We start from the raw sequence: 25523 nt of genomic DNA on the forward strand, positions 1-25523 counted from the left end.
TCCGCCACGATCATATCGATGAGCTGGCGGCGTCGAGTCAGTAGATCCGCCAGTTCACGAGCGTGTTCATCTGGCATCTCCCGAATCTCGGGTTTGACCGCCTGGGCAAACTCCGCAATCACCTGGGCATCCAGAGCGTCGGTTTTCGCCAGCCTACCGGTCGCCTTGGCGAAATCACGAACCTGACGGGGATTGACAACAACAACGGGTAATCCAGCAGCACAAAGCTCGGCAGCGGCAAGCCGCTCATATCCACCAGTCGCTTCCAGCACCACCAAAACCGGCTCCTGAGCCTTGAGATGTTTAGCTAAACGCTGGATATCTTCTTGAGTATTGGAAAACTGTTCGACTTGGCCAGTAGTGCTGACAAATGAGTCGAGCTTGTTTTTGGAAACATCAATTCCGACGAACGCAGAGTCATGGTCCATAGCGTTTTCCTCACGTCCAACCTTGCAGAATCGGGCTTTGCGCCCAGGCAACCGTTCGGACTAGTTTAGGAAGGAACCTGCTCCGACCCATGCTCACTCACGATCTCGAAATCAGAGGGCACTACGGTCTGAAGCAGGTGAAAACAATCTTACAAGGGCACACCGAGCCTAGGCGAGGTGCCGAGTGGTGGGGCAAGAGCCTTTTGGTTACTTTTGGGCTCCTTTCAAAAGTGACCCGCTGTAAGAGCGGAACCCATATCAGCCATCACCCAAATAACGGATATGTACCCACCCCTAGGCCACACCAATCATCCCCCAGCCTTATCGCACACCATTCACCCCCAACCGTATTTATTGTGACCAAAAGCCCCGTGCCTGACACTCCACTCATCTATCCCTAACCGCCCCTGGAGTTCCCAATGAGTGAGCCTGTGCAGTTCCAAGACAAGGTCGTGATCGTCACCGGCGCCGGCGGTGGATTGGGTCGCGCCCACGCACTGCTGTTCGCCAAACACGGCGCCAAAGTGCTGGTGAATGATCTTGGCGGCTCAACCCAGGGCGAAGGCGCCAACGCCTCGGCGGCCGATCGCGTGGTGGCCGAAATCCGTGAGGCCGGCGGCATCGCCGAGGCCAACCACGACTCCGTCACCGACGGTGACAAAATCGTCCAGAACGCCCTCGACGCCTTCGGTCGCATCGACGTCGTCGTCAATAACGCCGGGATCCTGCGGGACAAAACCTTCCACAAGATGGAAGACAGCGACTGGGACCTGGTTTACCGCGTGCACGTCGAAGGCGCCTACAAAGTCACTCGCGCCGCCTGGCCCCACCTGCGCGAACAAGCCTACGGCCGGGTGATCTTCACCGCCTCCACCTCGGGCATCTACGGTAACTTCGGCCAATCCAACTACGGCATGGCCAAGCTCGGCCTGTACGGCCTGACCCGCACCCTTGCGCTGGAAGGCCGCAAAAACAACATCCTGGTCAACGCCATCGCCCCCACCGGCGGTACACGCATGACCGAGGGCTTGATCCCGCCGCAAGTCTTCGAGCGCCTCAAACCGGAACTGATCAGCCCGTTGGTGGTGTACCTGGGCAGCGAAGCGTGCCAGGAAACCTCCGGGCTGTTTGAAGTGGGCGGTGGCTGGATCGGCAAGACCCGCTGGGAGCGCAGCCTGGGAGTGGGGTTCGACCCTGAAGCCGGTTTCTCGCCGGATGATGTCGCCGCCCACTGGCAGCAAATCTGCGACTTCGAAGGGGCCGCTCACCCCAAGGACACTATCGAGGCGTTGAAGGAGATGATGGCCAACCTGCAGAAGTACAGCCTCTGATCGTTGCATGAAAAAGTTTTAATCAACCCGGGGCGCCATGGCGCCCCGCTTTATTTCTGGCAAAAAAAAGCCACTGCAAAGGCAGCGGCTGAAGTAAGACGTTTGATCAAGGAGCAATAAATCAACGTCAGTGAACACCGGTAACAGATTGAAAACAGTGATCAATCCATAAAATCTGGCTGTTCTTCCCAGGTGGGGAAGCGGGCGGTTTGCCCTGAAAGCCAAGCAAGAATAGGCTTTTGTTACAGAATGAAAAATAGCGATTCAGGACAAGGACTGTTACCAAACCGGCAACAGTGACGTTAGCGCTTCATCCATCCTCCTGATAACCCTTCATCCATCTCGTCCATGCCCCCGCCAATACCCCGCCCAGAGCGGCCCGTCATCCTTTCGGGCGACAACACGAATACCTCCTTGGTGCGCTTATCGCTCCTGATGGCGGGCAGTAGGGTGGGGCCTTCTGTCACACCACCGGGGAAGACGCATGACAAGAACAACAATGCGCGCCATCTTCAGGCCACAGGCGCTGGCCGCTGCGGTTGCTTTGGGTTGCTGTGCCCAGGCGCAGGCTGTTTCATTCAACATCGGCGAGATCGAAGGGCAATTCGACTCCTCGCTGTCGGTCGGTGCCAGCTGGGGCATGCGCGACGCCGACAAAAAGCTGGTGGGCATTCCCAACGGCGGCACGGGGCAAGCCTCAACCGGTGATGACGGTCGCCTGAACTTCAAGAAGGGCGAGACCTTCTCCAAGATCTTCAAGGGCATCCACGACCTGGAGCTCAAATACGGCGACAGCGGCGTGTTCGTGCGCGGCAAGTACTGGTACGACTTCGAACTGCAGGACGAAGACCGCGAATTCAAGCAGATCAGCAACAACCACCGCGACGAGGGCGCGCGCTCTTCCGGTTACGAGTTGCTGGATGCGTTCGTCTACCACAACTATTCCATCGGTGATTTGCCGGGCAACGTGCGTGTCGGCAAACAGGTGGTCAGCTGGGGCGAAAGTACGTTCATCGGCAACTCCATCAACAGCATCAACCCGATTGACGTCTCAGCCTTTCGCCGGCCCGGTGCCGAGATCAAGGAAGGCCTGATTCCGGTCAACATGGTGTTTGCATCCCAGAGCCTCACCAACCAACTGAGCGTGGAAGGCTTCTACCAGTTGAACTGGGAAAACACCGTGGTGGATAACTGCGGCACCTTCTTCGGTAACGACGTGGTGGCCCACGGTTGTAACGGCAACTACACCGTTGGCAGCCCGGCAATTGCACCGTTGCAACCGGTGGCGGCGGCGTTTGGCCAGGGCTTCCAGGTCACCAACGAAGGCGTGGTGGTTCAGCGTGCAAAAGACCGCGAGGCACGCGATGGCGGCCAGTTCGGGATGGCCTTGCGCTGGCTGGGCGATGACACGGAGTACGGCCTGTACTTCATGAACTACCACAGTCGCACGCCCACGGTCGGTACCATCACCGCCAACACCAACCTGGCAACCATTGGCCGCATCGTCAACGCGGCCAATGGTATCGCCCCGGGCTCCGGCTCCGGCCTGGCGCAAAGCACGATGCTCGGCCGTGGCCAGTACTACCTCGACTACCCGGAAAATATCCGCCTGTTCGGCGCCAGCTTCTCCACCACCTTGCCCACCGGCACGGCCTGGACCGGCGAAATCAGCTACCGCCCGAATGCGCCCGTACAGCTCAACACCACCGACCTGACGCTGGCCCTGGTCAACCCGATTGCCGGGAACGCAGCCTCACCGATCAGCAGTTCCTTCGGTGCCGATAACGCTGGCTACCGCCGCAAGGAAATCACCCAGATCCAGAGCACCATGACCCAGTTCTTCGACCAGGTCCTGGGCGCCGAACGCCTGACGTTGGTGGGCGAAGCGGCCTTCGTGCATGTCGGCGGGCTGGAGGCGAAATCCAAGCTGCGTTACGGCCGTGATTCGGTCTACGGCCAATACGGCTTCGGCGGCGACACCGACGGTTTTGTCACGGCCAATTCCTGGGGTTATCGCGCCCGGGCCATCCTCGATTACAACAACGTGTTTGCCGGGGTCAACCTCAAGCCCAACGTGTCGTGGTCCCAGGACGTCAGCGGCTATGGGCCCAACGGCCTGTTCAACGAAGGGGCCAAGGCCATCAGCGTGGGCGTGGATGCGGACTACCGCAACACCTACACCGCGAGCCTGAGCTACACCGACTTTTTTGGCGGGGACTACAACACCCTCACCGACCGCGACTTCATCGCCCTGAGCTTTGGCGTGAACTTCTGATTTGGCTTAAAGAAGGACAAGAGACTATGCGCAAGATGATTCTGCAATGCGGCGTGTTGGCACTGAGCCTGTTGGCTGCCAACGTGATGGCCGCGGTGTCGCCGGAAGAAGCGGCCAAGCTGGGCACCACCCTGACCCCGGTAGGCGCCGAGAAGGCCGGCAACGCCGACGGTTCGATCCCGCCATGGACCGGTGGCATTCCGAAAAACGCTGGCGCAGTGGACAGCAAGGGCTTCCTCGCCGACCCGTTCGCCAATGAAAAACCGCTGTTCGTGATCACCGCGGCCACTGTCGACAAGTACAAGGACAAGCTCTCCGAAGGCCAGGTGGCGATGTTCAAGCGCTACCCCGAGACTTACAAAATCCCGGTGTACCCGACCCACCGCACGGTCAACCTGCCGCCGGAAATCTATGACTCGATCAAGCGCAGCGCGCTCAACGTGCATGCGATCAACGACGGCAACGGCCTGGAGAATTTCACCGGCAATCGCTACTACGCCTTCCCGATTCCGAAGAACGGCGTGGAGGTGCTGTGGAACCACATCACCCGTTACCACGGGGGCAACCTGCGGCGAATCATTACCCAGGCCACGCCGCAGACTAACGGCAGCTACACGCCGATCCGTTTCGAAGAAGAAGTGGCCGTGCCGCAACTGATCCCGGACATGGACCCGGTCAAGGGCGCCAACGTACTGACCTTCTTCAAACAATCGGTGACTGCCCCGGCACGCCTGGCGGGCAACGTACTGCTGGTGCATGAAACCCTCGACCAGGTGAAGGAACCGCGCCTGGCCTGGGTCTACAACGCGGGCCAGCGTCGGGTGCGCCGTGCGCCGCAAGTGGCCTATGACGGTCCCGGCACCGCGGCCGACGGCCTGCGTACCTCGGACAACTTCGACATGTTCTCCGGCGCCCCCGATCGCTACGACTGGAAGCTGGTGGGCAAGAAGGAAATGTACATTCCCTACAACAGCTACAAGCTCGACTCGCCGACCCTCAAGTACGACGACATCATCAAGGCCGGCCACATCAACCAGGATTTGACCCGCTACGAGCTGCACCGGGTCTGGGAAGTGATCGGTACCGTCAAGCCAAGCGAGCGGCACATCTACGCCAAGCGCCACATGTACATCGACGAAGACAGCTGGCAAGTCGCGCTGGTGGATCACTACGACGGTCGCGGCCAACTGTGGCGCGTCGCCGAAGGGCATGCGCAGTTCTACTATGACCACCAGGTGCCGGCCTACACCGTCGAGACCCTGTACGACATCATCGCCGGGCGCTACATCGCGTTGGGCATGAAGAACGAAGAGAAGAGCAGCTTCGTGTTCGGCTTTGCGGCCAAGGCGGCCGACTACACGCCGGCAGCATTGCGCTCGGAAGGCGTGCGCTAAAAGCTGATTGAAATGCGCTCAAACTGTGGGAGCTGGCTTGCCTGCGATAGCGGTGTATCAGTAACAGATACCTGACCTGACACACCGCTATCGCAGGCAAGCCAGCTCCCACACGGGAACGCATTTCAACGCTGAGTCTCATGCCGGGTGGCCGTTTGCGCTCCCGGCTTTTTTATGCCCGGCAATCAGCCTGCTGAATACTCCTCAACAACCGCCAACCACAGGACTAGGGTAGGGGGCACGCCGCCTAATAATAAAAAACAGGGACGCAGTAATGACCGCCATGACCCGTTGTCTGGATCGTCCTGGATTCATGCCACGCTTGTCGCCCCATCACCTGTTGCGTCCACGCCTGGCCGGGCCATTGCTCAGCGCTCCCGCGCGGGTGAAGTTGCTCTGCGCCCCGGCTGGCAGTGGCAAGAGTGCGCTGCTCGCCGAGTGCGCGTTGCAAGCGCCTGCGGATTGCCAGGTGCATTGGTTGCCGTTGAACGGCGCGGCCCTGGATTTATGTCAGCGCCTGGCCCAAAGCCTCGGCCTCGATTTTGTCGATGAACCCACGCTGCTGCTGGCCCTGAACCGCTGGCAAGCACCTGCCTGGCTGTTTCTCGATGACTTTTGCCGGGCGCCGGCGCCTGAACTGGATGCGTTACTCGATCGCATCCTGGCGGCCAGCAGTCCCGTTTTAACCTGGTGGATCGGCGCGCGGCGGCGCCCGGCGTGTAACTGGCCCCGGCTGTTGCTCGACGATGAACTGTGGGAATGCAGCGCGGCCGAGTTGGCGTTTGACCACACCGAGCTCCAGCACCTGGCCGGGCCCCGCGCCGACAAGGTGCTGGCGTTCAGCGCCGGCTGGTGCGCCGGTGTGCGCATCGCCTTGCTTGAAGGCGAGGGGCACCCCGACAAAACCTTGCTCGATTACCTGCAACACGAGCTGTTCAGTGGCCTGGCCCCGGAACTGGCCGAAGCCTGGCGTGTGCTTGCGCACCTGCCACGTTTCAACCCGAGCCTGTGCGACCACCTGTTCGGTTTTGGCGACGGTGGCGCCTACCTGCGTGACTTGCAGGCGCTGGGCGCCTTTATCGAGCCCTGGGAAGACGCCACCGACTGGCTGCAAATCTTCCCGCCGCTGGCGCAACTGCTGCGCGACGAACCCTGGCCGGCCAAGCGCTCCTGGCACCGTCGCGCCTGCCAATGGTTTACCGCCGCCGAGGACTGGCAGGCGGCGTTTGAACAGGCGCTGCTGGCCGAAGAGTACGAAGTGGCCGTGAGCCTGTTGCAGCATTTCAGTTTTGAAGACCTGTTCCGCCAGCAAAACGCCGTGCTGTTGTTGCGCCTGCATGAGCAACATGGCGATGAATTGATGCTGGGTTCGGCACAGTTGGTGGGGCTGGTGACGGCGGCGTTGTTGTTTGCCGGGCGCTTCGACCAGGCGGCCTTGTGCATCGATCAACTGGCACGTTTCACCCCGCAACCGACCGCGCACCTGCAGCGCTACCTGTTGGCCCGCTGGCAGGCGCAATGGGGTTGGCTGCTGCATCTGGGCGGCGAAGCTGTGCGGGCCCGCGAGCATTTTCTCGAAGCCCTGCAAGACTTGCCCGAGAGCGCCTGGACCTCGCGCCTGATGTGCCTGTCGGGCCTGACCCAACAGGCCCTGCTGCGTGGCGAACTGGACGTGGCCCAGGCGCTGAACCGCGAGGCATTGTGCCTGGCGCGGTCCCATGGCTCCTTGTTGCTGGAGGCGTTGCTGGAGCTGGATCATGCGCAGTTGCTGGAGCAACGTGGCGCGCCCTATCGGGCCCAGAGCCTGCTGGAAAACGTGCAGCGGATGCTGGTGCAACAGCGGCTCAAGGCCGGGCCGTTGGTCGGCCGGATTTCGTTGCGACGTGGTCACTTGGCCCTGCGCCAGGGGCACGATGCGGTGGCCGCCGAATGCTTCGAATCCGGCCTGGGCATGTGCCTGCACAGCCAGGATAAACGCGTGCTCTATGGCTACCTCGGCCTGGCGTTATTGGCGGCCAACAAGGGCGATTACGCCGAGGCCTTTATCCAGTTGCGGGACGCCGAGCGTCTGATGCAGCAACGCCAGGTGCCCGACACCGTGTACCGCGCTGTGCTGCTGTTGCTCAGCGGGCATTTCTGGTTGCAACAGGGCCGCGCCGAACTGACCCTGGAAGCAGTGACCCGCGTGCTGCGCCACTACCGTGGGCCCAAGGCCAAACAGGCGCCGCCGGCCACCCTTGAATTGATCCCGCGCCTTGAGTATTTGCAGGTGTTGGCCGAAGTGAAATTGCGCCGTGCCGAAGAACCCATCGCCCGCCTGAGCGCGTTACTGGCGACTGCCCGGCAGCGGGGCATGCTGTGCCTGGAAGCGGAGTTGCAGTTGGTGCTGGGGGAAGTGGCCTGGCAAGTTGGCGATCGCCCATTGGCTGTGCGCTCGCTGGAAGCCGGGTTGGAACTGGCGGGGCGTTGCCAGGTGCAGCAGGCGATTCGCGAGTTGCGGCTCAGGCAACCGGGGTTGTTGAGCGCGTTGGGGCTGGAGCCGCAGGAATGCCCGGCGGCGGCGGGGGAAAATCCCCTTAGCCAGCGTGAGCTTGAGGTGCTGCAGTTGATTGCCCAGGGCAATTCCAATCTGGAAATTGCCGGCCAATTGTTTATCTCGCTGCACACGGTGAAGACCCATGCGCGGCGCATTCACAGCAAGTTGGGCGTAGAGCGGCGCACCCAGGCAGTGGCCAAGGCCAAGACGCTGGGATTGATGGCTTGAACTCTAATCTCGAAATCAACGCAGGCTAATGTGGGAGCCGGGCTTGCCCGCGATGACGGTGTGTCAGTGGCAGATAGCTAACCTGATGCACCGCTATCGCAGGCAAGCCAGCTCCCACAGTTGAACGGTGTTGTGTCAGGGAAGCTGATAACCCATGCGCCAACTCACCGCCTCGGTCGCCGCCAACAAACGCTTCGCCGCCGGCCCGTCTTCATCGGCATGGAACAACGACGTCGGCCCCACCACGGTCAACACCGCCGCCACTTGCCCGACAGCGTTGAACACCGGCGCCGACAACGCGTCCACGCCGGGCATCAGCAAACCATGCACAAAGTGCAGGCCGCGCTGGCGGATCTGCGCGCAGGTGGTGGCGTACGCCTGGTCATCCGCCAACGCATGGGCGACGCCCGCCTGAATCTCCCGCTCACGCAACTCTACGGTTTCCCGCGACGGCAGGAAGGCGCTGAACACCAAGCCGGTGGACGAACTGAGCAACGGCAACACCGACCCCAATTGCGTGACCACCGTCACCGCGCGCACCGCCGGCTCGATATGCACCACCGTTGCGCCCTGGTTGCCCCAGACGGCCAGGAAGCAGGTTTCATTCAGTTCATCCCGCAGTTCCGCCAGGGGCAGGGCGGCGACTTTCAGCACGTCCATGCTGCCCAGCGCGGCCAGCCCCACACGCAAGGCTTCGCGGCCCAGCCCGTAATGGTTGGTGGCGGTGTTCTGTTCGGCAAAGCCTGAGGCAATCAGCGCCTGCAAGTAGCGGTGGACCTTGCTCGCCGGCATTTGCACGTGCTCGGCCAGGCGCGACAACGAGGTGGCCGGCGACAGTTCAGCCAGGGCCTTGAGGATGTCGGTGCCCACTTCAGCCGAGCGGACTTTCTGTTTACCGGTGTCGCGGGGAGCGGGCGGCTTTTCCATGGAGGGCATGAATCCGAAAGACGAATGGGCGTCTTTATAGCTTGACGGTCAACAGGTATCAAATTACGTTATGCGTAACTGGATTACGATAAAAACAACTTCCGCTCAGAGGACGATCCATGACCCTCGAATACCAATCGGGTTTTGGCAATGAATTTGCCACTGAAGCCTTGCCCGGTGCATTGCCCGTCGGCCAGAACGCCCCGCAAAAAGCGCCCTACGGGCTGTACACCGAACTCTTTTCCGGCACCGCCTTCACGATGGCCCGCAGCGAAGCCCGGCGCACCTGGTTGTATCGCATCCAGCCGTCGGCCAATCACCCGGCGTTCGTCAAGCTGGAGCGGCAACTGGCCGGTGGCCCGCTGGGCGCCGTGACGCCCAATCGCTTGCGCTGGAACCCGCTGGATATTCCGGATGAGCCGACAGATTTCATCGACGGGCTTGTCGGCATGGTCGCCAACGCCGGGTCGGAAAAACCCTCAGGCATCAGCATCTACACCTACCGTGCCAACCGCTCCATGGACCGCGTGTTCTTCAACGCCGACGGCGAACTGTTGCTCGTTCCCGAGCAGGGCCGCCTGCGTATCGCCACTGAACTGGGCGTGCTGGACGTGGAGCCGCTGGAAATTGTCGTGCTGCCACGCGGCCTGAAATTCCGCATCGAGCTGCTGGATACCCAGGCCCGCGGCTACGTCGCCGAAAACCACGGCGCACCGCTGCGCCTGCCGGACCTCGGCCCGATCGGCAGCAATGGCCTGGCCAACCCACGGGATTTCCTCACGCCCGTCGCCCATTACGAAGACCTCAAGCAACCGACCACACTGGTGCAGAAATTCCTCGGCGAACTGTGGGGCTGCGAGCTGGATCATTCGCCGCTGAACGTGGTGGCGTGGCACGGCAACAACGTGCCGTACAAATATGACCTGCGCCGCTTCAACACCATTGGCACCGTGAGTTTCGATCACCCCGACCCGTCGATTTTCACCGTATTGACCTCGCCCACCAGCGTGCACGGCCTGGCCAACCTCGACTTCGTGATCTTCCCGCCCCGCTGGATGGTCGCCGAAAACACCTTCCGGCCACCGTGGTTCCACCGCAACCTGATGAACGAGTACATGGGCCTGATCCAGGGCGCCTACGACGCCAAGGCCGAAGGCTTCCTGCCCGGCGGCGCGTCGCTGCACAGCTGCATGAGCGCCCATGGCCCGGATGGCGAGACCTGCACCAAGGCCATCAACGCGACGCTTGAACCCCACAAGATTGATAACACCATGGCGTTCATGTTCGAGACCAGCCAGGTGCTGCGTCCTACACAGTTCGCGCTGGAATGCCCGCAACTGCAACCTTCCTACGACGCTTGCTGGGCCTCGCTGCCTGCAACCTTCAACCCGAATCGGAGATAACCCATGACTCAGCCTAATCTCACCCGCAGTTGGGTGCCTTGCGCCAACGGTCACCGGGATTTCCCGCTGCAAAACCTGCCGCTGGGTGTGTTCAGCCTCAACGGTTCGGCACCGCGCAGTGGCGTGGCGATTGGCGAGCAGATTCTTGATCTGCAGGCCGCTGTGGAATGCTTTGAGGGCGAAGCCCGGCGTGCCGTTGAAGCCACTGCTGGCGGTCAACTGAATGCGTTTTTCGAACTCGGCCGTGGCCCGCGCGTGGCCCTGCGTGAGCGCCTGTTGGAACTGCTGGCGGAAGGCAGCAGCCTGCAAGGCAAACTGCAAAGCGCGCTGCACCTGGCGGCCGATTGCGAGATGCACCTGCCAGCCAAAATCAACGACTACACCGATTTCTACGTGGGCATCGAGCACGCGCAAAACGTCGGCAAACTGTTCCGTCCCGACAACCCGCTGCTGCCCAACTACAAGTACGTGCCGATCGGCTACCACGGGCGCGCGTCGACGATTCGCCCGTCGGGCACTGACGTCCGCCGCCCGAAAGGCCAGACCCTGCCAGCCGGTCAAACCGAGCCGACCTTCGGCCCCTGCGCCCGCCTGGATTACGAACTGGAACTGGGCATCTGGATCGGCCAGGGCAATGCCATGGGCGACTCGATTGCCATCGGCGACGCCGCTGATCACATCGCCGGTTTCTGCCTGCTCAACGACTGGTCGGCGCGGGATATCCAGGCCTGGGAATACCAGCCGCTGGGCCCGTTCCTGTCCAAGAGTTTTATCACCAGCATTTCACCTTGGGTGGTGACGGCTGAAGCCCTGGAGCCGTTCCGCAAGGCACAACCGGCGCGCCCTGAAGGCGACCCGCAACCGCTGCCCTACCTGCTGGACAAGCGCGACCAGGCTGCCGGTGGTTTTTATATCGAACTGGAAGTGCTGCTGACCACCGCCTCGATGCGTGAGCAGAACCTGCCGGCCCATCGCCTGACCCTCAGCAACACCCAACACATGTACTGGACCGTGGCGCAAATGGTGGCGCACCACAGCGTCAACGGCTGCGAGTTGCAGGCCGGCGACCTGTTTGGTTCGGGCACCTTGTCGGGGCCTGAGGCGGGTCAGTTTGGCAGCCTGCTGGAGATCACCGAAGGCGGTAAAAAACCGATCGAACTGGCCTCCGGTGAAGTGCGTAAATTCCTCGAAGACGGCGACGAAATCATCCTGCGTGCCCGCTGCACCCGCGACGGGTTTGCCTCCATCGGCTTCGGCGAATGCCGGGGGACCGTGGTCGCGGCGCGCTGAGAGGGCGGGGCCATGGAACTCTATACCTACTACCGCTCCACTTCGTCGTATCGGGTGCGCATCGCGTTGGCCTTGAAGGGCCTGGATTTCACCGCGGTGCCGGTCAACCTGCTGGTGCCCAAGGGCGGCGCCAATCGCCAGCCGGAGTACCTGGCGATCAACCCCCAGGGTCGCGTGCCGGCCTTGCGTACCGATGACGGCGATGTGCTGATTCAGTCGCCGGCGATCATCGAGTACCTGGAGGAGCGTTATCCACAGGTGCCGTTGCTTTCCAGGGACCTGGCGACCCGTGCCCATGAGCGCGCGGTGGCGTCGATTATCGGTTGCGACATTCATCCTCTGCACAACTCCAGCACCCAGAACTTGCTCAAGCAATGGGGGCACGATGAAGCGCAGGTGCTGGAGTGGATCGGGCACTGGATCAGCCAGGGCCTGGCGGCGGTGGAGCAGTTGATCGGTGATCAGGGCTATTGCTTTGGCGAGCAGCCGGGGATGGCGGATACGTTTTTGATTCCGCAGCTGTATGCGGCCGAGCGGTTCAAGGTGTCGCTGGCGGCGTATCCGCGCATTCAGCGGGTGGCGGGATTGGCGGCGCAGCATCCGGTGTTCATGCAGGCACATCCGGCGAATCAACCCGATACCCCTGACACGCCATAAATCAATGTGGGAACTGGCTTGCCTGCTCCCACATTTGATCTACAGCGTGTCCAAAAAAATATAAAAACAACACAGGTCCCTTGCGATGCACAATCAGATTGCCAGCTTTCGTGCGGCACTCGACGCCCGTCCGGTGTCGCGCTATCAGTGGTTGATTCTCTTGTTGCTGGCTCTGTTGCTGGTCACCGACGGCTACGACGCCCAGGTCCTGGGCTACGTGGTCCCGGCGCTGGCCAAGGACTGGGGCCTGGAAAAAGCCGCGTTCGGCCCGGTGTTCAGCGCCAACCTGTTGGGGCTGACCCTCGGTTCCCTGGCCGTCACACCACTGGCGGATCGTTTTGGTGTGCGGCGCATCCTGCTGTGCTGCGTGCTGATCTACGCCAGCCTCACGGTGCTGATGGTCTTCGCCAATTCCCTGAATACCTTGATGGCCGCCCGCTTTATCTGCGGCATCGGCATGGGCGGCGCGATGCCCAGCGCCATGGCCTTGATGTCGGAATATTCGCCCCCGCGCCTGCGAACGTTGATGGTGACGCTCGCGGCCTGTGGTTTCTCCTTTGGCGGCGCGGCGGGCGGTTTCGTGGCCGCCGGGTTTATCGACAGCTTTGGCTGGCAGGCGGTGTTCCTGGCCGGCGGCGTGACGCCGTTGCTGCTGTTCCCGTTTCTCGCCTGGATGTTGCCCGAATCCCTGCCGCGCCTGCTGCGTGACGCACCGCCGTATACGCGCCTGCAAAAAGTCACCGCGCGGATGTTGCCGGGTTGGCAACCGCCGGCGGCGAGCGAGGCAGAAAATCGTCAGGAGCAGGGCAGCAAACTGACGGTGGTGGAGCTGTTTCGCCATGGTTACGCACGCCCGACCTTGCTGCTGTGGGCGACGTTTTTTGTCAGCCTGATCCTGCTGTATTTCATGATCAGCTGGCTGCCTTCGCTGTTGCTGGAAAGCGGCCTGGGCCTGAACGAAGCCAACCTGGTGACCTCGATGTTCCTGTTCGCCGGGACCTTGGGCGCCATCGGCATGGCCTGGTTTGCCGACCGGCTGAAAAGCAAAGTGCGCCTGCTGTCCGGCGTACTCGCGGCGGCCGCGGTGTGCACCATTCTGTTGGGCCTGAACCACGACAACCCGCGCTATCTGGTGGCTTGCGTGTTCGCGGCGGGTTTCTGCATCATCGGCGGCCAACTGACCCTGAATGCGTTCGCCAGTAACTTCTACCCGGCTCACGTGCGAGCGACCGGTACCGGTTGGGCATTGGGCGTCGGCCGGTTCGGTTCGATCCTGGGGCCGCTGTTCGGCAGCCTGCTGCTGGCGATGCACATTCCGGTGCAGCAGATTTTCTTCTTCTGTGCGATTCCGGCGGTGATTGCTGCGTTGTTGATTATCCAGGTGCGCTCGCCAAAGAGCACGGTGTCACAGGGCGCTGATGCGTTAGCGGCGCCGGGCGCTGATCACGCGTAACCCCCACCCGGTGGACACGCTGCCATCACGCTGCCGAAGGTGGGTGATGGTGGCCAGGAAACGCTCTTTCAGGCGGGCCTTGGCGGGCGGTGTCAGCCGGTCGATATCGTAGGTTTCTTTTAATGACGTCCATAGTTCCTCTGGCTGAGGCTGCCAATGGACGTCGATATCTTCGACGCTGAGGTCGCTGAAGTGGTCTTCCAGCAAGGTGTGCCAGCCGGCTTCATTGCGGGTGCGCGGGTCGCCCATCGGCAGGTTGGGCAGGCGGTCTTCCTCGGCGATTGGACGAAAGGCTTCCAGAAACGCCACACCGACTGGGCCCAGTAGAAAGCTTCTGCCAATCAGTACTGCCAATGTGCCACTGCTGCGCAGGACTCGCTGCACCTCTTGCAGCACCTGGTCGAGGTCATCCATCAGCATGATCGCCATGTGCGACAGCAGCACGTCGACACTGGCTGTAGCCACACTCAATGATTGGGCGCGTTCCTTGAGCAGGGTGACCTCAACTGGAAGACGCTCGCGGGCGGCGTCGAGTTCTGCCTGGCTCATGTCGACACCGATCAGTTGCAAGCCGGGTTGCTGGCGGTCGGCCAGCAGCTTGAGCAGATAACCATCGCCGCAGGCCAGGTCCAGGACGGTGAGTGGGCTGTGTGTTGCCGGCACGTGCGCCGTCAACGCGGCATAGGAAGAGCTGTATTTCACCGCCCTCAGTTCGGCGAACGCCGCGCTGGTGGTGCCGGGTTGGCGCTGGTGGAAATCTTCGAGGTAACGTTCGGCGGGGGAGCGCAGGGGCATGACAACCTCATCCATGGGGCGGTACAGCTTACGCCAAGCCGGTCAATGCACCACAGAGTTAGGCGGTAAATGCCCCAGCCGCTCGGTCAGGCGCAGGCGCTGGATCGGGTCTTCACTGAGCATCAATGCATGCTCAAGGTCAAAACGCTCGGCATTCGGGCAGTCCAGGCGCTGATACAAACTGGCCCGGGCCAGGTAATCGGCGGCGCTGGCATTGCCCAGCTCCAGCACCCGCTCGGCATCCACCAGCGCAGCCAGATGCTCGTCGTTGGACAGGTGCAACTGGCGCAGATTGCGTGACAGCCGCTGCAGGATCGAACGCGGTTCGGCGGTGTGCAGGTGGTCGGCCTGCAATTTGAGATTGGGCCCGTACTGGCGAGTCAGCAGTTCGCGGCAGTCGTTGGGGTACAGCCGTCGGCCGCCGCAGGGGTCGAGCAGATGATCGGCCCCCGGTACGCGCAACAGGAAGTGTCCCGGAAAGTTGACGCCCACCAGGGGAATGTCCAGGCGCCGGGCCAGTTCCAGGGCAATCAGCCCCAATGCCAGAGGCTGCCCGCGCTTGCGCTTCAACACCTTGTCCAGCAGGGCGGCGGCGGGGCGCAGTGGCGTGTGGTCATCCTGGGCAAACCCCAGGTCGTTCATGCGCCGCAGCAGTGGTTGCCCCAGTTCATCCGGCGGCAGCATCGGCATGCTGAGGCTGACCAACTGTTGCAACACCTTGAAGTCCTGCAGGATGGCCAAAGGATCGACTGCCGGGTCGTGCTCGGCCGCCATCCACAGCGCAGCTTCAAACAGCGCGGGCGGTGACCGTTCCAGGCAGGCGAAAAAGGCTTTGCGGGGATTCATTGGGTTCTCCGGCGGATGTCTCGTTTTAGCCTTGCTGTGCACTTTCGTCCAGTACCTTGAGAAACGCCCTGCCTGTTTATGTCGCAAACCCTTTAAAACCGGTGGCCTTATTCCTGCGCGCTTCAGCAGGCTTTCGCTGGCAGTCCTATACTTGGCGCCTACAAGAAGTGATTCGGGAGCTCGACGATGTTTGCGCTCATGCACAGCACCCGCCTTGAATCGCTGCACCTGAGCGTCGACCCGGCCACCGGGTTGAAGGCGGTCATTGCCATCCACAACAGCCGCCTGGGCCCCGCCCTCGGAGGTTGCCGCTACCTCTCTTACCCCGACGATGAAAGTGCCGTGGCGGATGCCGCGCGCCTGGCCCAAGGCATGAGCTACAAGGCTGCCCTGGCCGGTTTGCCGGTGGGTGGCGGCAACGCGGTGATCATCCGCCCCGCCCATGTCGAAAGCCGCGCCGCGCTGTTTGAAGCCTTTGGGCGCTGCATCGAGCAGCTTGATGGCCGCTACATCACCGCCATCGACAGCGGCACTTCAGTGGCCGACATGGATTGCATCGCCCAGCAGACCCGCTATGTCACCAGCACCACGGCGGCCGGCGACCCGTCGCCTCACGCCGCCATGGGGGTATTCGCCGGCATCCGCACCACCGCCATGGCCCGCCTGGGCAGCGATAATCTTGAAGGTTTGCGCGTGGCGATCCAGGGCCTGGGCAACGTCGGTTATGCCCTGGCCGAGCAACTGCACGCCGCCGGGGCCGAATTGCTGGTGAGCGACATCGACCACGGCAAGGTGCAACTGGCCATGGAACAGCTGGGCGCGCACCCGATTGCCAACGAAGCCTTGCTCAGCACCCCGTGCGACATCCTTGCGCCCTGTGGCGTGGGCGCGGTGTTCAACCGCTACACGGTCGCGCAGTTGCGCTGCGCGGCGGTAGCCGGCTCTGCGAGTGCGCAACTGACCAACCTGCAAGTGGCCGATCAACTGGAAGGGCGTGGGATTCTTTACGCGCCGGACTACGTGATCAACTCCGGCGGTCTGATCTACGTCGCCCTCAAGCACGGTGGCGCAGAGCTGGAAACCATCACCGCGCACCTGTCGAATATTGGCACCCGCCTGACCGAAATCTTCGCCCACGCCCAGGCGGAAAAACGCTCACCCGCGCGGGTGGCGGATGAGCTGGCGGAGCGGTTGCTGTACCGCTGAAGCGGGTCAACGCTGATATTTTTCCCGGGCCAATTGGCCCACGCCCATACGATCAAGGATGTGCATCGGGCACAGAATCGTGACCCGCACGGTTCCCGGCAGGCGGCTGATTTCGATGGAACCGTTGATGGTCGCGCGGTTGCGCACTTCGTCGATCGGCAGCCCGGTCACGGCAGCGGCGCGTTCCAGTCCGTTTTCTGTCGCGACATTAAGATTTATCCCACTGCCGATAAAGGTGATGGGTGCGTTCTCCTCGATCTCCACCTGGCCCCAGCGCTCGCCCAATGCCTTCACCCGCAGGCGTTGTTCCGCGTTCATCGGGCGCGCCATGGGCGGCAGGTCATCGAGGTTTTGCAGCAGGATCGGACCGTCCAGGCTCAGGCCTTTGATCACGTGCACCGTCAATTCGGTTTCTCCCGACACATCGGTGGCATGCCCGGCAATTTCGCCGTTGCCCTGCTGGGCATGCATATCACCCATGTACACCCCCGCGCCGGGGACTTTCACCGGGCAGATCAGGATGCAGCCCTCGCGCACCGAATTGGTGTCCATGTGGCCATCGGTTTTCGCGGCGTGGAGTTCTTCGTGGGTCATGCTGTAGCGATGGGGCGCGCCCACCAGGTACTGGCCGAAGTCGGCGCAGTTGTGGGAATCCGGCAGATCCCGTGAAGGCGTGGTGCCGATATTGCCCAGGAACGGGCGCATATGCGCGGCCAGGCCGGGGATGTCGGCGCGGGCCAGGGACAGGATCGAATGCTGTGCCGACAGTTCGGGCAGCGCCGACAGGTCCGAGGCCTTGCCGGCCAGGCGGTCTGCCACGGCCTGGTTGACCGTCAAACTTACCTGTTGCTCGGCATCCAGGACGATCACGTAGCCATTGCTGAAGCGGAATGCACTGACTTCGGCCCCGCAGGCATTGCAGCGGATAGCGTCTTCGCCAATGCCTTCGACATGGCTGGCGGGATGCTCTTGCCCGCAGTTGGAGCAGAACTTCGCGACAAACGGGTCGCCGTGGTAGCGCCCCTCGACAAAACTCATGACCCCCGAGGACTTGGCCAGGGAGGTGACCCGCATGCGTGTGATCTTCAGCGCCACCGCGTCCCCAACTTCTGCCCCGGCGATGAACACCGGCTGGGTGACTTCATGGCCGCCCTCGAAGGCCGGGGTGATCATCGGGCCCCAGCAGCCGGGCGGGGTGCCGGTGATCAAGGTGCCCCCGTCGGCCAGTGGCCCGAGCATTTTCTGGCTGGGGCCGAGCAGGCCGTTGGTGTAGGACGTGACGCTGAGGCGGTCGACAGCTGGGAGGTTATTCATTTTGTTTTCCTGGCCCTGGGTGATTGAATGTTCAACAGGCTTCATCACTTAACCGCCGGTGTGTATCTGTCGTGTGTCGCGCTGCCGCGATTGCCGGTCCGTGTGTATCTGAGGCGCATCCATACACACTCTGATACACCCGCAGTGGCGGACACGGGCAAATACAGATATCTCTGTTATCAAACCCATCAGAACGAGGTTGGCATGTCCAAACAAACAGCAGGGCGCTCCAGCGGGCGCATGATCACCTTCAAACGTCCGGATGGCGGGGACGTCAACGGCTACTTGGCCAGCCCGGCAGTACTCGAAGGCGCGCCGGCGATCGTGGTGATCCAGGAGTGGTGGGGCGTCAACGATCAGATCAAGGGCGTGGCCAACCGCTTGGCGGAGTGCGGTTACCGGGTGCTGGTGCCGGACCTTTATCGCGGCGCCTCCACGGTGGAAGAGGAAGAAGCTCACCACTTGATGGATGGTCTGGATTTTGGCGATGCGGTTTCCCAGGACATCAAGGGCGCTGTGCAGTACCTGCAGGCAGACTCGAAAAAAGTCGGCGTGACCGGTTACTGCATGGGCGGGGCGTTGACGTTGCTGGCGCTGAACGCAATTGCGGAAGTGGCTGCGGGCGTGGTGTGGTACGGCTTCCCGCCGCTGGAGTATCTGGATGCGTCGAAAATCAAGGCGCCGCTGATCGGGCACTGGGGCACGCAGGATGCCTTCTTCAACATCGACACCGTGGCTGAGCTGGAGTCAAAACTGCACGCGGCGGGTGTGGACGCGACTTTCCATCGCTACCTGGCGCGCCATGCGTTTGCCAACGAGACGGCGATTGGCGATGGTCGGATTGCAGACACGCAATACGATGCCGCCTGGTCGCAACTGGCGTGGGACCGCACGTTGACGTTCTTTGGCAAGACGTTATGGCAGGCGTAACACACGCCTTACCGGCCTACACATAACCCTGTGGTGAGGGCTTTCTATGGTGAAAGGGCTGGTCCTGTGGTGAGGGGCTTGTCCCCCTCACCACAGGACCAGCCCCCTCACCACAATAAACCCCAGCTACAACAATCCCACTGACGAACGGCAACGCATCACTCAGCCTCAGGCTGCCCAATCTCCGCCAATGCACTCGCATTGTTCTTGAACGCCGCCGCAAACGCTGCGCGGTTCTTGGCCATGAAGATACCGGCATCTTCAGCCTGCTTCTCGCTCAAGCCTTCGACGTTTTTCAACAGCACTTCCATCAGGGACTCTGCCAGTTCAAGCATCTGGTCGTGTGCGTCGGCAAGTTTGCGATCCACGAATGTAGTCTCCAGGTCACGGGTACTGCGATACAGGGTTTCAACAGCCATTTTTCGGCCTCGTCATCGGTGCAGTATTGAAGGGGGTAGCCCTTGGTTCGGGTTTCGCCATGCGTTCGTGCGAATACTGTATTTATATACAGCTAAAAGCATAAGCCAATCCATGGGCTTTGGGTAGTGGCTTTTTAATGTAGTTGGAATACGGGGGTTTGCAGCAAGAGAAATTTCTGACAACTTGCCGGGGTTGCGCCGGCTTCGTTCGTTCGCTTACCTTCCTCGGGCGCTGCAAATGCAGCGGACGGGCTTGGCGGCTCGGTAACGAAAGGCGTAACAACGTCCCAACAAGATTGCAGACGCTTCGTGGCGTTTGTATTCCTGTGTCATGACGGGTTGCGCATGGACCCTTCGGGGTGCCGGTTTTCATCTTTCGTACCGGTCCGCCAACCTTGTGCAATCCGTCACCCAATCTGCTTGGCGGCAGATGGGGACGGTTTTTAATACGGAAGAGTCTGATCATGAAAAAGATTACCCCGAGTCCCCCTTACGATTCACACACTGACACCCGTCTTCAAGCCGCAGCCAACCGCGCGATTGATTACTATCTGCGCCCTGAAACACCTGAACCACCTCCCGAACCCTCCTCGATTCTTTTCAGCGTTACGCCCAATGCCGACACGGAAACGTTACTCGCCAACGCCAGCGAAACGTTGAACAGTGCCCGTGAAATGGCCAGCAGCCTGGCTTTTGAGCTTGAAGGACCACAGCGAAGTTTGCTTCTGGCGATCCACCAACTGCTGGAAATGAGTGGTTTATTGATCGATCAAGCGTTGGATCAAGTCGCCCCGACCTGATGTTGGACTGCTAAGTCGTTCCTGCGCTGGTGGGAACGACTGCATAAGGAGCCACAATGAGTTTTCATGACGTTCCGGAATTGCCTGAAAGCGAAAGTTCTGCTGTTTCTTATGACCGTTGGTTCCGCGCCAACGTGCAGGCCGCCCTTGAAGACGCGAGACCAGGCATCCCTCATGATCAGGTCATGTCGGAAGTAAAGGCGCTGATAGATGTTAAGCGTTTGGCTCATAAACCCGATTGAAGTGCCTCATATCACCCCGCCACCATCTCACTCCCTGTTCCCTGGCCTTTTTTCTGCATGCAGAGAAACCGTCACGTCCAACCCGCATTATCCGGTCGAGCCGACCTAAGGAAGCATCATCGTGAAAATCAACTGGGCTGAAAACCTGCGCAAGACCGTGCACCAACTGGCCGAGTCCTTGGGAAATCTGTTCGTCGAGACCTTCCACTACCTGGCGCTGTTCGCCATTGGTGCGGTGACGGCCTACGCAGCGGTGATGGAGTTTCTGGGGATGCTGGAAACGGGGCACATCAAGATCGATGACATCTTGCTGCTGTTCATCTACCTGGAACTGGGGGCGATGGTCGGGATTTACTTCAAGACCAACCACATGCCGGTGCGCTTCCTGATCTACGTGGCGATCACCGCGCTGACCCGCCTGCTGATCTCCAACGTGTCCCACCACAACCCGCCCGACATCGGCATCATCTACCTGTGCGGCGGGATTCTGCTGTTGGCGTTCGCGATTCTGGTGGTGCGGTATGCGTCGTCGGCGTTTCCGTCGGTGAAGGTCGAAGGCCCGCGCCGCAAGGGCGAAGCGAGCCTTGAAACAGAGAAAGGCGAACTTTAAAGCCCGGCACTCAGCGGCGGCCGGCTGACCGGCGGCCGCTGCAACACTTTGTGGCTGTCCCCGTCGGTCATCACCGCCAATATCTCAATCGCGCTGTGCCCCTGCTCAATCGCAATCCCGAACTGCACACTTTGCACCAGCCGTTTCAGGCGCTGCGGGTCGTTGCGTTGTTCGGCGCTGATCATGCGTTTGGCCACTACGCCGTCTTCGTCGGACAGGGTCAGCATGATGCTGCCGTCCAGCCGTTGGATGCTCAAGTTGACCCGGTATTTCGGGGCGAAGGTGTCGGTGATGATCTGAAAAGGATTGTCCATGGTGCGTTACCGCCTGATAAGAACATGCAGTCATTGACGACCGGTGTCGGGATTAGTTCGCGTTTCCTGACCACCGGCCATTCGCTCGCTGAGGTTTTCACAAGGTCCGTTTTCCTCGAGTGCTGTACAGCAAGGGGCGTGCCGTACGAGCGTTCAGCATTGCCTTGAATTAACTGTGGGAGCTGGCTTGCCTGCGATTGCGGAGGATCAGCCGGCATTTATACCCACTGATCCACCGCCATCGCGGGCAAGCCCGGCTCCCACAGGGTGCGGCGTTCACTCAAGTCGTGGTGAGTGTGTCCTGTTTCAGGGCATGACCGAAAAAACGATCGCAGACAGCGCAATCAAGCCGATCAACACCACAAACACGTTGGACGCCTGGCCCGAGTACTGGCGCAAAGATGGCACTCGGCGGATGGCGTACATCGGCATCAGGAACAACAGGCAGGCGATGATCGGCCCGCCCATGGTTTCGATCATGCCCAGGATGCTCGGGTTGAAGGTGGCCACGGCCCAGCAGGTGAGCACCATGAATAGTGCGGTGCAGCGCTCCAGCCACTTGGCCGACATGCTGCGGTTGCGCCCGCGCAGGGATTTGACGATCAGGCCCTGGAAGCCTTCGCTGGCGCCGATGTAGTGGCCCAGGAAGGATTTGGTGATGGCCACCAGCGCGATCAACGGTGCAGCGTAGGCAATCACCGGCGTTTGGAAATGGTTGGCCAGGTACGACAGGATCGAGATGTTCTGCGCCTTGGCCGCTGCCAGGTCAGCCGGCGACAGGGCCAGTACGCAGCTGAAGCAGAAGAACATCACCGTCAGCACCATCATGCTGTGGGCCATGGCCAGGATGCCGCTGCTTTTGCGCTCGGCCTGCGGGCCGTACACGCGTTTTTGATCGACGGCGAAGGCGGAGATGATCGGCGAGTGGTTGAAGGAAAACACCATCACCGGGATCGCCAGCCACAAGGTCTTGAAGAACACCGGCAGGGGCATGCCTTCGCCGGCGGAGGCGAAGAAGGCGCCGTTCCAGTTGGGGATCAGGCTTACCGCCAACAGCAGCAGGGCGGCGACGAACGGGTACACCAGCACGCTCATGGCCTTGACGATCACGCCCTGGCCGCAGCGCACGATGGCCATCAGGCCGAGGATCAACACCAGCGACAAGATCGCCCGGGGCGGCGTTGCCATGTGCAGTTGGTGTTCCATAAAGCTGGTCAGGGTGTTGGTCAGCGCCACGCTGTACACCAGCAAAATCGGGAAGATCGCGAAGAAGTACAGCAAGGTGATCAGCTTGCCGGCGCCGATGCCGAAATGTTCTTCCACTACATCGGTGATGTCGCCGGATTTGCCCGACAACACAAAGCGCGTCAGCCCACGGTGGGCGAAGAAGGTCATCGGGAAGGCCAGCAACGCCAGCACGATCAACGGCCAGAAGCCGCCGACGCCGGCGTTGATCGGCAGGAACAAGGTGCCGGCACCGATGGCGGTGCCGTAGAGGCCGAGCATCCAGGTGGTGTCGTGTTTGTTCCAGCCGGTTGTCACGGTGGTCGTGGTCAGGTCTACAGCGGGATTTTCGGCAGCAGGTGTACGTACATCGGTCATCGTTATTGCCTCGTTATTATTTTTGCGCGGGCTCACGTTGGGACGGTCAGGGAATGCTCCTCAGCATTCCACCCAGCTAACGGCCAGGCCGCCCCGTGAAGTTTCTTTGTATTTGTCGTGCATGTCGGCGCCGGTGTCGCGCATGGTGCGGATCACCCGGTCCAGGGAGATGAAGTGTTTGCCGTCGCCGCGCAGGGCCATTTGCGTGGCGTTGATCGCCTTGACCGCCGCGATGGCGTTGCGCTCGATGCACGGCACCTGAACCAGCCCGCCGACCGGGTCGCAGGTCAGGCCCAGGTTATGCTCCAGGCCGATTTCGGCGGCGTTTTCCAGTTGCTCCGGGGACGCACCCAGCACGTCGGCCAGGCCCGCAGCAGCCATGGCGCAGGCGGAACCGACTTCGCCCTGGCAGCCGACTTCGGCGCCGGAGATCGAGGCGTTTTTCTTGCAGAGGATGCCGACGGCGGCGGCAGCCAGGAAGAAATTCACTACGTCATCGTCGGACGCGTCCGGGTTGAACTTCATGTAGTAGTGCAACACCGCCGGGATGATCCCCGCCGCGCCATTGGTGGGCGCGGTGACCATGCGCCCGCCGGCCGCGTTTTCTTCGTTGACGGCGAGGGCGAACAGGTTGACCCATTCCATGGCCGACAAGGTTGAAGTGATGACGTTGGGTTTGCCGATTTCCAACAGGCTGCGGTGCAATTTCGCAGCGCGCCGCGGCACATCCAGACCGCCGGGCAGGATGCCTTCGTGGCGCAGGCCTTGTTCGACGCATTCACGCATCACCGACCAGATATGCAGCAGGCCGCTGCGGATCTCGGCATCGCTGCGCCAGGCCCGCTCGTTGGCCATCATCAATTCGGAAACCCGCAGGCCGTGCTTGTTGCACAAGGCCAGCAGTTCGACGGCGCTGGAGAAGTCGTAGGGCAATTGCACTTCGCTGGTAGGCGCAATGCCGGATTCAGCTTCCGCCGCTTCGATGATGAAACCGCCGCCCACCGAGTAGTACGTCTGTTCGCTCAACAGGCCGTTTTCGTCGTAGGCGTGCAGGGACATGGCGTTGGGGTGGTAAGGCAGGCTTTCGTCCAGCAGCAGGAGGTCGTGTTGCCAGTTGAAGGCAATCGAGTTGCGGCCGGCGAGCAGCAATTGGCCGGACTCGCGCAACTGCTGGATGCGTGGGCCGATGCTGGTGGGGTCGATGCTGTCTGGCCATTCGCCCATCAGCCCTATTACGCAGGCRCGGTCGGTGGCATGGCCGACGCCGGTGGCGGACAGCGAGCCGTACAAACGCACTTCGACGCGACGGGTTTCGTCGAGCAATTGCTGGTCGGTCAGCGCCTGGACGAAGGTCGCCGCCGCCCGCATCGGGCCGACGGTATGGGAGCTGGAAGGACCAATGCCCACCTTGAATAGATCGAAAACACTGATAGCCATGCTAAACCCTTACAAGCAATGGAGTAGGAATCGCTGCCATCTTTTGTAGGACAAGCGGAATTGGCGCGATACTGAGCCTCTGGATCGGCACTGACCAACGAATTATCCTAAGACACCCTTTAGCAGGACTAAACCCTATGGCTCGCCCGCTTCATGGCCAGACTTACGTCTGGTTGCACGTTTTTTCCTGCGCCGCGCGGCATTTGTCGTTCACCCGCTGCGCCGAAGAACTGCACATCACCCCGGGCGCGGTCAGCCAGCAAATCCGCCAGTTGGAGGAGCGTTTGGGCTTCCGGCTGTTCCATCGGCGCGCACGCGGGGTTGAGCTGAGTGCAGAGGGCCAGCGGCTGGCGATCACCGTGGGCGAGGCCTATGGCAGCATCGATGCCGAGTTGCAGCGGCTGGATGCGGGGATGATCAGCGGTACGTTGCGCCTGCGCTCGATTCCGTCGTTTCTCGGCAAATGGCTGACCCCGCGCCTGCCGCGTTTGCAGCAGCGCTTCCCGGATATTCAACTGCGCATGGTGGCCGAAGACAGCAGCATCGCCCTGTACGAGGGCGACTTCGACCTGGCCATCGACCTGAACGACGGCAGCTACCCCGGGTTGTTATCCACAGCCCTGCTGGACGAGCAGATCTTCCCGGTGTGCGCACCCAGCCTGCTGCGCGGGAGACCGCCGCTGCATGGCCCCGCTGACCTGGTGCATTTCCCGCTGTTGCACGACATTACCGCCTGGCGTGGGAGTTATGAGTATGCAGAGTGGGAGTTTTACCTGAATGCCATCGGCTACGACGCTGCCGACGTGCGGCGCGGGCATACCTTCAACCGTAACCACCTGACCATCGAAGCGGCGATTGCCGGCATGGGCGTGGCGATTGCCCGGCGCACCTTGCTCAATGACGAACTGGAACGTGGCACGTTGATCGTGCCGTTCGGCCTGGCGGTGCCTAATCACAAACGGTATGTGCTGCTGTATGCGCCGGGCGCGCTGAGCCATCCGGGCGTGCGGGCGGTGCATGACTGGCTGGTGGAGGAAGCCGGGATTTTTCGCGGATTGCACCCGTTGGGAGAGGGGCAATTGTAAG

Annotated in this window: 23 protein-coding genes; 14 read left to right on the forward strand and 9 right to left on the reverse strand. The window is 61.5% G+C overall.

The window, feature by feature from the left end; genetic code table 11:
* A partial coding sequence (locus P3C29_RS17330) for a transposase (RefSeq protein ID WP_275965015.1) occupies positions 1 to 428 on the reverse strand: 428 nt, incomplete at its 3' end.
* Between the two features lie 419 nt (positions 429 to 847).
* On the opposite strand from P3C29_RS17330, the gene P3C29_RS17335 reads away from it, so the two are divergent.
* The 4 genes from P3C29_RS17335 to P3C29_RS17350 all read left to right on the forward strand — a co-directional run bounded on the left by P3C29_RS17335 (position 848) and on the right by P3C29_RS17350 (position 8192).
* A complete protein-coding gene (locus P3C29_RS17335; protein WP_169387114.1) occupies positions 848 to 1759 on the forward strand; it encodes an SDR family oxidoreductase in 912 nt (303 codons plus the stop codon).
* Between the two features lie 484 nt (positions 1760 to 2243).
* Entirely contained in the window at positions 2244 to 4034 is a 1791-nt protein-coding gene (locus P3C29_RS17340) for a DUF1302 domain-containing protein (protein WP_029616183.1), read from the forward strand.
* A gap of 26 nt (positions 4035 to 4060) precedes the next feature.
* The gene (locus P3C29_RS17345; protein WP_010176972.1) at positions 4061 to 5428 is read left to right on the forward strand and encodes a DUF1329 domain-containing protein; all 1368 of its coding nucleotides are present in this window, start codon (positions 4061 to 4063) and stop codon (positions 5426 to 5428) included.
* 274 nt (positions 5429 to 5702) lie between these two features.
* Positions 5703 to 8192 carry a LuxR C-terminal-related transcriptional regulator gene (locus P3C29_RS17350; RefSeq protein WP_275965016.1) on the forward strand — a complete coding sequence of 830 codons (2490 nt, stop codon included), beginning with the start codon at positions 5703 to 5705 and terminating at the stop codon, positions 8190 to 8192.
* A 135-nt stretch (positions 8193 to 8327) separates the two neighbouring features.
* Here P3C29_RS17350 and P3C29_RS17355 read toward each other — a convergent pair whose 3' ends face one another.
* A complete protein-coding gene (locus tag P3C29_RS17355; RefSeq protein WP_201121738.1) occupies positions 8328 to 9119 on the reverse strand; it encodes an IclR family transcriptional regulator in 792 nt (263 codons plus the stop codon).
* 119 nt (positions 9120 to 9238) lie between these two features.
* On the opposite strand from P3C29_RS17355, the gene hmgA reads away from it, so the two are divergent.
* The 4 genes from hmgA (at position 9239) to P3C29_RS17375 (ending at position 13922) form a co-directional block, all read left to right on the forward strand.
* On the forward strand, positions 9239 to 10522 hold the full coding sequence (gene hmgA, locus P3C29_RS17360) for a homogentisate 1,2-dioxygenase (protein WP_201121737.1): 1284 nt from the start codon (positions 9239 to 9241) through the stop codon (positions 10520 to 10522).
* Between the two features lie 3 nt (positions 10523 to 10525).
* Entirely contained in the window at positions 10526 to 11812 is a 1287-nt protein-coding gene (gene fahA / locus P3C29_RS17365; RefSeq protein WP_275965017.1) for a fumarylacetoacetase, read from the forward strand.
* Between the two features lie 12 nt (positions 11813 to 11824).
* Positions 11825 to 12469 (forward strand): maleylacetoacetate isomerase, encoded by a 645-nt coding sequence (gene maiA / locus P3C29_RS17370; protein WP_275965018.1) that lies wholly within the window; start codon positions 11825 to 11827, stop codon positions 12467 to 12469.
* 85 nt (positions 12470 to 12554) lie between these two features.
* Positions 12555 to 13922 carry an aromatic acid/H+ symport family MFS transporter gene (locus P3C29_RS17375; RefSeq protein WP_201121730.1) on the forward strand — a complete coding sequence of 456 codons (1368 nt, stop codon included), beginning with the start codon at positions 12555 to 12557 and terminating at the stop codon, positions 13920 to 13922.
* Here the strand turns inward: P3C29_RS17375 and P3C29_RS17380 are convergent.
* Together P3C29_RS17380 and P3C29_RS17385 are read right to left on the reverse strand one after the other, a co-directional pair.
* Positions 13893 to 14717: a class I SAM-dependent methyltransferase gene (locus P3C29_RS17380; RefSeq protein WP_169387120.1), complete on the reverse strand. Its 825-nt coding sequence runs from the start codon at positions 14715 to 14717 to the stop codon at positions 13893 to 13895. The genes P3C29_RS17375 and P3C29_RS17380 overlap by 30 nt on opposite strands.
* 42 nt (positions 14718 to 14759) lie before the next feature.
* The gene (locus tag P3C29_RS17385) at positions 14760 to 15563 is read right to left on the reverse strand and encodes a transglutaminase family protein (protein ID WP_010176964.1); all 804 of its coding nucleotides are present in this window, start codon (positions 15561 to 15563) and stop codon (positions 14760 to 14762) included.
* 186 nt (positions 15564 to 15749) lie between these two features.
* Here P3C29_RS17385 and P3C29_RS17390 point away from each other — a divergent pair, with 186 nt between their 5' ends.
* Positions 15750 to 16769, forward strand: a complete 1020-nt coding sequence (locus P3C29_RS17390; RefSeq protein ID WP_010176963.1) for a Glu/Leu/Phe/Val dehydrogenase dimerization domain-containing protein — start codon at positions 15750 to 15752, stop codon at positions 16767 to 16769.
* Between the two features lie 6 nt (positions 16770 to 16775).
* Here P3C29_RS17390 and P3C29_RS17395 read toward each other — a convergent pair whose 3' ends face one another.
* On the reverse strand, positions 16776 to 18083 hold the full coding sequence (locus P3C29_RS17395; protein ID WP_275965019.1) for an acetamidase/formamidase family protein: 1308 nt from the start codon (positions 18081 to 18083) through the stop codon (positions 16776 to 16778).
* Between the two features lie 204 nt (positions 18084 to 18287).
* Between P3C29_RS17395 and P3C29_RS17400 the strand changes: the two genes are divergently transcribed.
* A complete protein-coding gene (locus P3C29_RS17400) occupies positions 18288 to 19013 on the forward strand; it encodes a dienelactone hydrolase family protein (RefSeq protein WP_275965020.1) in 726 nt (241 codons plus the stop codon).
* Positions 19014 to 19171: 158 nt separating this feature from the next.
* On the opposite strand, the gene P3C29_RS17405 is transcribed toward P3C29_RS17400, so the two are convergent.
* The gene (locus P3C29_RS17405; protein WP_010176960.1) at positions 19172 to 19432 is read right to left on the reverse strand and encodes a YebG family protein; all 261 of its coding nucleotides are present in this window, start codon (positions 19430 to 19432) and stop codon (positions 19172 to 19174) included.
* A gap of 464 nt (positions 19433 to 19896) precedes the next feature.
* Here P3C29_RS17405 and P3C29_RS17410 point away from each other — a divergent pair, with 464 nt between their 5' ends.
* From P3C29_RS17410 to P3C29_RS17420, 3 genes are all read left to right on the forward strand, one after another.
* The gene (locus P3C29_RS17410) at positions 19897 to 20232 is read left to right on the forward strand and encodes a DUF6124 family protein (protein WP_275965021.1); all 336 of its coding nucleotides are present in this window, start codon (positions 19897 to 19899) and stop codon (positions 20230 to 20232) included.
* Positions 20233 to 20288: 56 nt separating this feature from the next.
* The gene (locus tag P3C29_RS17415; protein WP_275965022.1) at positions 20289 to 20474 is read left to right on the forward strand and encodes an antitoxin; all 186 of its coding nucleotides are present in this window, start codon (positions 20289 to 20291) and stop codon (positions 20472 to 20474) included.
* A gap of 121 nt (positions 20475 to 20595) precedes the next feature.
* Positions 20596 to 21084 (forward strand): phosphate-starvation-inducible PsiE family protein, encoded by a 489-nt coding sequence (locus P3C29_RS17420; protein WP_003212783.1) that lies wholly within the window; start codon positions 20596 to 20598, stop codon positions 21082 to 21084.
* Here the strand turns inward: P3C29_RS17420 and P3C29_RS17425 are convergent.
* From P3C29_RS17425 to P3C29_RS17435, 3 genes are all read right to left on the reverse strand, one after another.
* Positions 21081 to 21398, reverse strand: coding sequence for a DUF3509 domain-containing protein (locus tag P3C29_RS17425; protein ID WP_010176956.1), 318 nt, complete (start codon positions 21396 to 21398; stop codon positions 21081 to 21083). The two genes, P3C29_RS17420 and P3C29_RS17425, sit on opposite strands and share 4 nt — an antisense overlap.
* Before the next feature lie 306 nt (positions 21399 to 21704).
* Positions 21705 to 23000, reverse strand: coding sequence for a serine/threonine transporter (locus P3C29_RS17430; RefSeq protein WP_275965023.1), 1296 nt, complete (start codon positions 22998 to 23000; stop codon positions 21705 to 21707).
* A 60-nt stretch (positions 23001 to 23060) separates the two neighbouring features.
* Positions 23061 to 24437: an L-serine ammonia-lyase gene (locus tag P3C29_RS17435; RefSeq protein WP_201121717.1), complete on the reverse strand. Its 1377-nt coding sequence runs from the start codon at positions 24435 to 24437 to the stop codon at positions 23061 to 23063.
* Between the two features lie 137 nt (positions 24438 to 24574).
* On the opposite strand from P3C29_RS17435, the gene P3C29_RS17440 reads away from it, so the two are divergent.
* A complete protein-coding gene (locus P3C29_RS17440; RefSeq protein WP_275965024.1) occupies positions 24575 to 25522 on the forward strand; it encodes a LysR substrate-binding domain-containing protein in 948 nt (315 codons plus the stop codon).
* The last annotated feature ends 1 nt before the right edge of the window (position 25523 follow it).

Origin of the sequence: Pseudomonas sp. 1912-s, assembly GCF_029269205.1 — a bacterium.
GTDB lineage: Bacteria > Pseudomonadota > Gammaproteobacteria > Pseudomonadales > Pseudomonadaceae > Aquipseudomonas.

What these genes read in the sequence shown, in the direction of transcription:
- P3C29_RS17335 (WP_169387114.1), top strand. Translation starts at nt 848, where the DNA reads ATGAGTGAGCCTGTGCAGTTCCAAGACAAGGTCGTGATCGTCACCGGC.
- P3C29_RS17340 (WP_029616183.1), top strand. Translation starts at nt 2,244, where the DNA reads ATGACAAGAACAACAATGCGCGCCATCTTCAGGCCACAGGCGCTGGCC.
- P3C29_RS17345 (WP_010176972.1), top strand. Translation starts at nt 4,061, where the DNA reads ATGCGCAAGATGATTCTGCAATGCGGCGTGTTGGCACTGAGCCTGTTG.
- P3C29_RS17350 (WP_275965016.1), top strand. Translation starts at nt 5,703, where the DNA reads ATGACCGCCATGACCCGTTGTCTGGATCGTCCTGGATTCATGCCACGC.
- P3C29_RS17355 (WP_201121738.1), bottom strand. Translation starts at nt 9,119, where the DNA reads ATGGAAAAGCCGCCCGCTCCCCGCGACACCGGTAAACAGAAAGTCCGC.
- hmgA (WP_201121737.1), top strand. Translation starts at nt 9,239, where the DNA reads ATGACCCTCGAATACCAATCGGGTTTTGGCAATGAATTTGCCACTGAA.
- fahA (WP_275965017.1), top strand. Translation starts at nt 10,526, where the DNA reads ATGACTCAGCCTAATCTCACCCGCAGTTGGGTGCCTTGCGCCAACGGT.
- maiA (WP_275965018.1), top strand. Translation starts at nt 11,825, where the DNA reads ATGGAACTCTATACCTACTACCGCTCCACTTCGTCGTATCGGGTGCGC.
- P3C29_RS17375 (WP_201121730.1), top strand. Translation starts at nt 12,555, where the DNA reads ATGCACAATCAGATTGCCAGCTTTCGTGCGGCACTCGACGCCCGTCCG.
- P3C29_RS17380 (WP_169387120.1), bottom strand. Translation starts at nt 14,717, where the DNA reads ATGCCCCTGCGCTCCCCCGCCGAACGTTACCTCGAAGATTTCCACCAG.
- P3C29_RS17385 (WP_010176964.1), bottom strand. Translation starts at nt 15,563, where the DNA reads ATGAATCCCCGCAAAGCCTTTTTCGCCTGCCTGGAACGGTCACCGCCC.
- P3C29_RS17390 (WP_010176963.1), top strand. Translation starts at nt 15,750, where the DNA reads ATGTTTGCGCTCATGCACAGCACCCGCCTTGAATCGCTGCACCTGAGC.
- P3C29_RS17395 (WP_275965019.1), bottom strand. Translation starts at nt 18,083, where the DNA reads ATGAATAACCTCCCAGCTGTCGACCGCCTCAGCGTCACGTCCTACACC.
- P3C29_RS17400 (WP_275965020.1), top strand. Translation starts at nt 18,288, where the DNA reads ATGTCCAAACAAACAGCAGGGCGCTCCAGCGGGCGCATGATCACCTTC.
- P3C29_RS17405 (WP_010176960.1), bottom strand. Translation starts at nt 19,432, where the DNA reads ATGGCTGTTGAAACCCTGTATCGCAGTACCCGTGACCTGGAGACTACA.
- P3C29_RS17410 (WP_275965021.1), top strand. Translation starts at nt 19,897, where the DNA reads ATGAAAAAGATTACCCCGAGTCCCCCTTACGATTCACACACTGACACC.
- P3C29_RS17415 (WP_275965022.1), top strand. Translation starts at nt 20,289, where the DNA reads ATGAGTTTTCATGACGTTCCGGAATTGCCTGAAAGCGAAAGTTCTGCT.
- P3C29_RS17425 (WP_010176956.1), bottom strand. Translation starts at nt 21,398, where the DNA reads ATGGACAATCCTTTTCAGATCATCACCGACACCTTCGCCCCGAAATAC.
- P3C29_RS17430 (WP_275965023.1), bottom strand. Translation starts at nt 23,000, where the DNA reads ATGACCGATGTACGTACACCTGCTGCCGAAAATCCCGCTGTAGACCTG.
- P3C29_RS17440 (WP_275965024.1), top strand. Translation starts at nt 24,575, where the DNA reads ATGGCTCGCCCGCTTCATGGCCAGACTTACGTCTGGTTGCACGTTTTT.